General features: G+C 61.8%; 9 protein-coding genes and 2 tRNA genes. 7 read left to right on the top strand and 4 right to left on the bottom strand.

From position 1 onward, the window contains the following. Positions 1 to 78: 78 nt before the first annotated feature. A tRNA-Asn gene (locus L8U58_RS06175) sits at positions 79 to 151 on the bottom strand. Positions 152 to 360: 209 nt separating this feature from the next. Here L8U58_RS06175 and L8U58_RS06170 point away from each other — a divergent pair. After that, positions 361 to 434 (top strand) — tRNA-Ile (locus tag L8U58_RS06170). Positions 435 to 533: 99 nt separating this feature from the next. Further along, entirely contained in the window at positions 534 to 776 is a 243-nt protein-coding gene (locus tag L8U58_RS06165) for a hypothetical protein (protein ID WP_155270008.1), read from the top strand. 42 nt (positions 777 to 818) lie between these two features. On the opposite strand, the gene L8U58_RS06160 is transcribed toward L8U58_RS06165, so the two are convergent. Next, positions 819 to 1,496, bottom strand: a complete 678-nt coding sequence (locus L8U58_RS06160; protein WP_269954918.1) for a nitroreductase — start codon at positions 1,494 to 1,496, stop codon at positions 819 to 821. Positions 1,497 to 1,716: 220 nt separating this feature from the next. Between L8U58_RS06160 and L8U58_RS06155 the strand changes: the two genes are divergently transcribed. The 4 genes from L8U58_RS06155 to L8U58_RS06140 are packed head-to-tail and all read left to right on the top strand — an operon-like array spanning position 1,717 to position 5,002. After that, on the top strand, positions 1,717 to 2,445 hold the full coding sequence (locus L8U58_RS06155; protein WP_051879591.1) for an amino acid ABC transporter ATP-binding protein: 729 nt from the start codon (positions 1,717 to 1,719) through the stop codon (positions 2,443 to 2,445). A gap of 19 nt (positions 2,446 to 2,464) precedes the next feature. After that, entirely contained in the window at positions 2,465 to 3,361 is an 897-nt protein-coding gene (locus L8U58_RS06150; RefSeq protein WP_034973215.1) for a glutamate ABC transporter substrate-binding protein, read from the top strand. Between the two features lie 16 nt (positions 3,362 to 3,377). Continuing rightward, entirely contained in the window at positions 3,378 to 4,064 is a 687-nt protein-coding gene (locus tag L8U58_RS06145) for an amino acid ABC transporter permease (protein ID WP_269954917.1), read from the top strand. Continuing rightward, the gene (locus L8U58_RS06140) at positions 4,064 to 5,002 is read left to right on the top strand and encodes an amino acid ABC transporter permease (protein ID WP_034980553.1); all 939 of its coding nucleotides are present in this window, start codon (positions 4,064 to 4,066) and stop codon (positions 5,000 to 5,002) included. Before L8U58_RS06145 ends, L8U58_RS06140 begins: the two co-directional genes overlap by 1 nt. Before the next feature lie 69 nt (positions 5,003 to 5,071). Here L8U58_RS06140 and L8U58_RS06135 read toward each other — a convergent pair whose 3' ends face one another. Both L8U58_RS06135 and L8U58_RS06130 read right to left on the bottom strand, forming a co-directional pair. Beyond that, positions 5,072 to 5,896 (bottom strand): serine hydrolase domain-containing protein, encoded by an 825-nt coding sequence (locus L8U58_RS06135; RefSeq protein ID WP_269954923.1) that lies wholly within the window; start codon positions 5,894 to 5,896, stop codon positions 5,072 to 5,074. Between the two features lie 74 nt (positions 5,897 to 5,970). Beyond that, positions 5,971 to 6,330, bottom strand: a complete 360-nt coding sequence (locus tag L8U58_RS06130) for an acyl carrier protein (protein WP_035007963.1) — start codon at positions 6,328 to 6,330, stop codon at positions 5,971 to 5,973. Between the two features lie 142 nt (positions 6,331 to 6,472). Here L8U58_RS06130 and L8U58_RS06125 point away from each other — a divergent pair, with 142 nt between their 5' ends. Continuing rightward, positions 6,473 to 7,459, top strand: coding sequence for an alpha/beta fold hydrolase (locus L8U58_RS06125; protein ID WP_034980563.1), 987 nt, complete (start codon positions 6,473 to 6,475; stop codon positions 7,457 to 7,459). Positions 7,460 to 7,475: the final 16 nt, after the last annotated feature.

The raw sequence follows: 7,475 nt of genomic DNA, 5'->3' as shown, positions 1-7,475 counted from the left end.
CAGAAGTAACGTAGCTTCACCAACGCGAAAAAACCCCGACCACCTGCATGTAGTGCAGTCGATCGGGGCTTTTAGTTGCTCCCCCAACTGGGCTCGAACCAGTGACCTTTCGATTAACAGTCGAATGCTCTGCCAACTGAGCTATAGGGGATTAAGTTGTTTGAGCTTCAGGCGTAAGCCCTTGCTCTGTGCAACGGAATCATACTTTATATGCCTGGGGTGTAAACAGACAAATCGCCAGGTCAGGTCACCTATTGTGGGGGCTGTTTTCGTTGAAGCTGGGGTATATGACTACCCGCCAAAGGCGGTGTGGTTGAATCTTTTGTTAGCAAGCTGCTCCATCGAGTGGTGACGCATACTGGGGCTATAGCTCAGTCGGTTAGAGCCGCGGACTCATAATCCGCTGGTCGCGGGTTCGAGCCCCGCTGGCCCCACAGAAAAACGGAACGTCAGAGCCTATTTCCCCTACCTATAGATGCGGAGGAATAGGCGCGTGAGTTGGTACACCGGCCACGTCGAACAGCATTCTGGCGTTGATTGGTTTCTATTCGTCGGCGCGGACGGCCGGGAATGTTTCCTGCCCGGCGCTTTTCCAGGTGATGTCTAATGACGCCGTCGCTCCAACAAATGTCGCCCTCAAAGCCGCTGGCAAGGTCCAGCGCGCCACGATTCGCATTCACGAGGGTGGCCACTTCGACCCCTACGTGGAGCCGCTGTTCTCGGAGATCATTGAGGAGCAGCTGGCATTCCTGCGAAAAGAGGTTCCGGTTAAGTAAATCCCCTTCAGTGAGCCTTCCAGATTGTCGCTTGCGCGGGGACTAAAGCCCCAACCCCTCAATCCCGTGCACCGTCACCGTCTCGGAGAGCGCAACGCGGCCCGGGTTGGTCTTGTACACCGGGCTGGATTCATCGGCCCGGCCGAAGGTCAGCGCGGTGACCAGCTTGTACTCCTCATCCACGCCCAGGAACTCGCGCACCGTCGGCGCCAGTAGGGAGATCATGCCTTGGGGAACCCCGTGGTAGCCGTGGGCGGTCAGGGATAGAAGGAAGTTCTCCGCATACGTCCCCTGGTCGAATGCCGCACGAATACGGTCGCCCATCGGCGGGATGAACATCAGCGCCGAGTACGGGGCTCCGAAGAAGCGTAGGTTCTCGCGGACGAACTCGGTGCGCGCCTCCTTATCCTCACGGGCGATGCCCAGCATGCCGTACATCTTCGCCGCCAGCTCCATGGAACGCTGTGGGTGCACACCCTCGCCGTAGTCCACAGTGAAATCGGGGTTCAAGCCGTTGGTATCGAACTCCTCGATCAGCGCGGCGCTCAAGTCCTTCAACTTCTGGCCACCGATCACGTGGACGTTCCACGGCTGGGTGTTGGAGTTCGAAGGCGCGGACTGGGCATCCAGCAGAATCTCCTTGATGTCCTCTGCCGGGATCTCGTCCGGCAGGAACGCGCGAGGGGAGTGGCGGTTACGTATAAATTCAGAAAAGTTCATGCCTGCCACCGTACGCTCTTATTTTCCCGCCACCGCCTCCGCAACCCCTCACCCCAAGCCGCCGAACGTTAGCCCTGTTAACCTCCTCGACTCGCTCACCGTGAGGGCGTCAAGAATCCGTTAAGAACGCCCAACAGTGAGTCACCTTGCTTTCATTTCTTAAAAGTGATCAGCGTTACTTATTATGAGACCTATGTCTGAACCAACTGTTTCCAAAACAATGATTGAGCTCAAGGGAGTGAACAAACACTTCGGCGAGTATCACGCACTTCGAGACATCAACCTCGAAGTCCCCGCAGGCCAGGTCGTGGTCATCCTCGGCCCCTCCGGATCCGGCAAGTCCACGCTGTGCCGCACCATCAACCGCCTCGAGACCATCGATGAAGGCGAAATCCGCATCGACGGTGAACTGCTGCCCGAAGAAGGCAAGGACCTCGCCAAGCTCCGCGCAGAGGTCGGCATGGTGTTCCAGCAGTTCAACCTTTTCAGCCACATGACCATCCGGGATAACGTCACGCTGGCGCCCACCAAGGTCCGCAAGGTCAGCAAGGAAGAGGCACGCAAGACCGCCGAGAAGCTGCTGGACCGCGTGGGCATCGCCGCCCAGGCCGACAAGTACCCGGCACAGCTATCCGGCGGCCAGCAACAGCGCGTCGCCATCGCCCGCGCCCTGGCCATGGACCCCAAGGTGATGCTCTTCGACGAGCCGACCTCCGCCCTCGACCCAGAGATGATCAACGAGGTCCTGGACGTCATGACCGACCTCGCCAAGGGTGGCATGACCATGGTGGTTGTTACCCACGAGATGAGCTTTGCTCGCCGTGTTGCGGATCGAATCCTGTTTATGGCCGATGGCGCCATTGTTGAGGACGCCGACCCGGAGACCTTCTTCACGAACCCGCAATCCGATCGCGCCAAGGACTTCCTGGCGAAGATCGTGAACCACTAGTTCGGGAAGCGAGTTTCACATGTCTACATTCAAAAGCGCACTCAAGCGCCTTACGGCTGCAGTGGTCGCCACCGCATCCGTGGTTGCGCTGACCGCGTGTGGATCCGGTGGCGCCCGCGACCTGCTGGCAGACATCGAATCCGGCCACGTCGTAATGGGCACCAAATTCGACCAGCCCAACCTGGGTGAACGCACCCCGGATAAGCAGTTCGCTGGCCTGGATACCGACGTATCCCGCTACGTGGTGGAATACATCGCGAAGAAGCACGGCTGGGCCACCCCGGAAATCGAATGGCGCGAAACGCCGTCCGCGCAGCGCGAGACCCTCATCAACAACGGTGAGGTCAACATGATCACCGCGACGTACTCCATCAACAAGGGCCGCCTCAAGGCCGTGGACTTCGCCGGCCCGTACCTGGTCACCCACCAGGCACTGCTGGTCCGCGAGGATTCCGGCATCAAGGGGCTGAACGACATCGCGCCGGGCACCCGCCTGTGCTCCGTGTCCGGCTCCACCCCGGCGCAAAAGGTGAAGTCCGCGCTGCCAGAGGTGCAGCTGCAGGAGTTCGACACCTACGCCGCATGTGCGGAAGGCCTGAAGCAAGGCGTGGTCGACGCTACGACCACGGACGCCACCATCCTGGCAGGCTTCGCACAGCGCTACCAGAAACGCTTCAACGAGAAGTACAGCGTCATCCAGCTCAAGAAGGACGACGGCAGCTTCTGGACCAACGAGAACTACGGCATCGGCCTGCCCAAGGGCGACGACAAGGCCAAGGCCGAGGTCAACGAAGCGCTGAACGAAATGCACGATTCCGGCGAGTTCCAGAAGATCGTAGCCAAGAACCTGGGCGACAACGTGGACCTCGGCGAGAAGCCGAAGATCGGCGACCTGTCGTTCGTCGACAAGAAGTAGGAAGGAGGAACGCACTATGAACCCCGAACTATGGGCCGAAATGAATCCCGAACTGCTGCCGGCATTCTGGGTGACCGTCAAACTGACGTTCTTCTCCGCAGTCGGATCGATGATCTTTGGCATCATCCTGACCGCCATGCGCGTTAGCCCCGTGGGCATCCTGCGCAACCTGTCCGCGTGGTACATCAACATTGTTCGTAACACCCCGCTGACACTGATCATTCTGCTGGCCTCCATGGGCCTGTACTACAACCTGGGCTTGCTGCTGGCGGTGGAGAACGATTCCTTCATCGAAAAGCAGAACTTCCGCCTGGCTGTCCTGGCCTTCGTGGCCTACACCTCCTGCTTCGTGGCAGAATCCCTCCGCTCCGGCATTAACACGGTGCCCTTCGGTCAGGCCGAGGCCGCCCGCTCGCTGGGCTTAAGCTTCAGCCAGAACTTCCGGCACGTGATCTTCCCGCAGGCTCTGCGCGGCGCGATCGTGCCGTTGGGCAACACCCTGATCGCGTTGACCAAGAACACCACCATCGCCTCGGTGATCGGTGTTGCTGAAGCGTCCCTGCTGATGAAGACCTTGACGGAGGATTACGCCAGCGACATCCTGGTGATCTTCGGAATCATCGCAGTTGGATTCATTATTTTGACGCTGCCGACCGGGTTGTTCTTCGGCTGGGCAGGTAAGCGATGGGCGGTGAAGCGCTAATGAGTGCACGTGCAACTGTTCTTTATGACGCCCCAGGCCCGAAGGGCCGCAGGCTCAACTCGATCCTCACGGCGATCACGGTCGTAGTGGTCGCGGTGATCCTGGTTCTGGTGGGCATGAAGCTCAACGAAAAAGGCCAGTTCGAATCCGCAAAGTGGTCCTTCTTCCTGGAGGGCTCCACCTGGACGACCTACATCCTCCCGGGTCTGATTTCCACGATCGGCGCGGCAGTGGTCTCCATTGTGCTGGCCATGGCCATCGGTGCGCTGCTGGGCGTGGGCCGACTGTCCACCTCCGCACCGGTGCGTTGGCTCTGCGGCATCATTGTGGAGTTCTTCCGCTCCATCCCGGTGCTGGTTCTGATGCTGTTTGCCTACGCAACGTTTTCCCTGCTGCAGCTGGTGCCATCTAGCTGGCTGGGCTTCACTTCGGTGGTATTCGGCCTGACGATGTACAACGGCTCCGTGATCGCAGAGACCCTGCGTTCCGGCATTCAGTCCCTGCCCCGTGGCCAGCGTGAGGCCGCGATCGCACTGGGCCTGAGCCACCGCCAGTCCATCAACCTGATCCTGCTGCCGCAGGCAGTGGCTGCCATGCTGCCCGCGATCATCTCTCAGATGGTTATTGCGCTGAAGGATTCCGCGCTGGGTTACATGATCGGCTTCGTCGAGGTTGTTCGCTCCGGTCGCCAGCTGGGCGAGTACTACGGTGCGATGATCCCGGCCCTGCTGCTGATTGCGTTGATCATGATCCTGATCAATATGGCTCTGGCAAAGCTGGCCGAGCGTATCGAGATCCAGCTGCGTTCCGGCCGCGCGCGCCGCAACATCGTTGCCAAGGTTCCTCACCAGAAGGAGCAGGGCATCGATACGAAGGATAATGCCTACGTCGACTGGCACGCAGAGGGCCACCAGGACCTGCGCACCACCTTCGAGTAGCCCCGCGCTGGCTAGAGCTAGCCGGACTGCGCTGGCTGGCCCGCGCCCCAGGCGCGCTAGTTGTGTCGGCTAGCCCAGCGCCTCCCACAGCCGCTGGTTGAAACCATCCCAGCGCTGCTTGGCCCAGTCGCCGAAGTCCTCATCCGTGAGGACAACGGCGGCTTTTTTCGTCCCCGCACTCCGGTCGAACCACAGGAACGTTCCCGACTGGCCAAAGTGCCCCGCCACCGTGGCCGGCATTCCATCGCCCAGCCAGTGCGGCGACTTCTCGCCGTGCAGTTCAAAGCCCAGACCCCACGGGCAGGGCTTCTGCATTCCGTAGCCCGGCACCATCCCGGAAAGTTCCGGCCACTGGGGCTCCAGCGCCTCGTTGAGGGTGGAGGGGGCGATGACTGTGGGCGTCAGAAATTCAGAGCACAACAGCGCAAGAGCATCCACCGAGGCAGAAAAACCATGCCCCGCGCTGCCCTCGACCGCGACCTCGATGCCCAGGGGCGCGCACACGCCCTCGGCCACGTAATCGGCGAAGGGCATGTCGGCCTCCGCGGCGATGAAGTCGGCCAGCACCTCGTAGCCCGCCGAAGAGTAGATCCGACGGGTGCCACGCGGCTTCTCCGGAGTGCGGTCGCGGAAACCAATGCCGCTGGTGTGGGCCAGTAGCTCGCGCACGGTCGGAAGGTCGTCGAAGTCGGGGAGTAGCTCGGCGGGGACCTGCTGGTCCAGCTCGAAGGCGCCTTCCTCGACGGCCAGGAGCGTGGCGTAGGCGGTGATCAGCTTGCTTACGCTGGCCAGGGGGAATTGCGCGGCCGTGTCGCCGAAGGTAGCGGTGCGGGCGCCGGAGCCGCCATCCCACAGTGCCGCCGCGGCCACGTTGTTTACGGGCCAGTCGCGCAGTTCGGCGAGTACGTCCTCTACTGCGCTGCCTGCTGCAGCGCCGCCTGACTCAGCGCTGCCTGACTCAGCGCCGCTCACTTGTCCACCAGGCCGACCAGCTCGTCGATGGTCTTCACCCGGTTGATGTCTTCGTCCGGCACCTCCACGCCGAACTCCTCTTCCAGGCGCACGGCGATGTCCATCAGGGATAGCGAGTCAATGTTTAGGTCGTCGCCCAGGCGCTTGGAACCCTCCAGCTCCTCGCGCTCGATGCCCGTCGCGTCTTCCACGATGTCCAGCACGATCGCGCGCTTGTCCTTCTCGCCGGTCGCGTTGGCTGCACCAGCCTTGTCGGCTTTATCGACCTTGTCGGCAGCGCCAGCAGTATCCGCAGCGCCGTCCTTCTTCAGCTTCTTCGACAGCGCCGCCGCCAGCTGGTTGTTCTGTTCCGCCATGTTCGTCCCTTCTCCTGCCACTCCTCAAGACCCGCGCACGCCGGGCGCTAAGCTATAAGCCTTGTGGCTAAAGCTCCAGCGCAACCCCTCGCCGCGCGGCCATTTGTACACTCATCCTAACAATCTTCCGAAGGCTCCACCCATGCGTCCCATTACCGCCGTCCGCAACCTCGCCAGCATTGTGTTGCGAGACCCTCCCGCCGTCCCGGGCTTGCCGCGCGCACGGTGGATCCATCGCCTGACCATGGATGACGGCGCGAAGGTCGCGGTCCATGAGGTGCGTTCTTACTCTTTTTCTTTTGAGGACGCCCCCTCCTCCGCCCCCACCACCGTCATCCTCGTGCACGGATTCAACCTGACGGCGGCCTCCTGGTTCTTCCAACTGGATGCATTGCGTGAGCAGCCGAACCTGCGCATCCTGCTGCCGGACTTGCGCGGCCACGGCGCCAGCGAGGACGCACCTGGACTGGATATTGAACGCACCGCCATCGACTTAGGCGCGACTATCCGCGAACTCGCGCCGACCGGCCGGGTGATCCTGGCGGGCCACTCAATGGGCGCGATGACGGTGCTGGGCGGGCTGCGCCACCTGGAAAAGGCCGATCTTCAGCGGGTCGGCGGCATTGCGTTGATTAACGGCGCGATCGATACTTTCGCCTCCGCGGGAGTCACCCGGATCCTGCATTCGCCTCTGGTACGCGCGACCCGCTGGCTGGGAGCCAAGAGCCCCAGCCAGTTGGAATGGGCAAAGGCGCTGGTGGAGTGGGCCATCAAGCCCGTCATCGCCGCCTTCATTTACCACGGCTCGCTGGACGAGGGGAAGTCCGACGACTTCGACGTCCTCAGCTTCCACGCCAATGAGATCGCCGGAACCTCCATGCGCACCCTGCTGGGATACCTAGACGATCTGACCGAGCACGACGAGCTCGCCACCGCCGACCTTCTGGCCGACATCCCCGGCGAGATTCTGGTCGGCGCCATGGACGACGTCACCCCGCCCAGCCAAAGCCAGCGCATCCACGAGCTCTGGCCACGCGCCGACTTCCACGAGTACCCGGAATCCGGGCACATGCTGCCCGTCGAGCGCCCGGAGGACGTCAACCGGGCGCTGCTGAACCTACTGGGCTAGTCGCCCGCTGTGCGCG

The sequence above is a fragment of the Corynebacterium macclintockiae genome (assembly GCF_027570165.1).
Lineage (GTDB): Bacteria > Actinomycetota > Actinomycetes > Mycobacteriales > Mycobacteriaceae > Corynebacterium > Corynebacterium macclintockiae.
This window is presented reverse-complemented; position numbering and strand designations above follow the sequence as displayed.

What these genes read in the sequence shown, in the direction of transcription:
- L8U58_RS06130 (WP_035007963.1), bottom strand. Translation starts at nt 6,330, where the DNA reads ATGGCGGAACAGAACAACCAGCTGGCGGCGGCGCTGTCGAAGAAGCTG.
- L8U58_RS06160 (WP_269954918.1), bottom strand. Translation starts at nt 1,496, where the DNA reads ATGAACTTTTCTGAATTTATACGTAACCGCCACTCCCCTCGCGCGTTC.
- L8U58_RS06145 (WP_269954917.1), top strand. Translation starts at nt 3,378, where the DNA reads ATGAACCCCGAACTATGGGCCGAAATGAATCCCGAACTGCTGCCGGCA.
- L8U58_RS06140 (WP_034980553.1), top strand. Translation starts at nt 4,064, where the DNA reads ATGAGTGCACGTGCAACTGTTCTTTATGACGCCCCAGGCCCGAAGGGC.
- L8U58_RS06125 (WP_034980563.1), top strand. Translation starts at nt 6,473, where the DNA reads ATGCGTCCCATTACCGCCGTCCGCAACCTCGCCAGCATTGTGTTGCGA.
- L8U58_RS06155 (WP_051879591.1), top strand. Translation starts at nt 1,717, where the DNA reads ATGATTGAGCTCAAGGGAGTGAACAAACACTTCGGCGAGTATCACGCA.
- L8U58_RS06150 (WP_034973215.1), top strand. Translation starts at nt 2,465, where the DNA reads ATGTCTACATTCAAAAGCGCACTCAAGCGCCTTACGGCTGCAGTGGTC.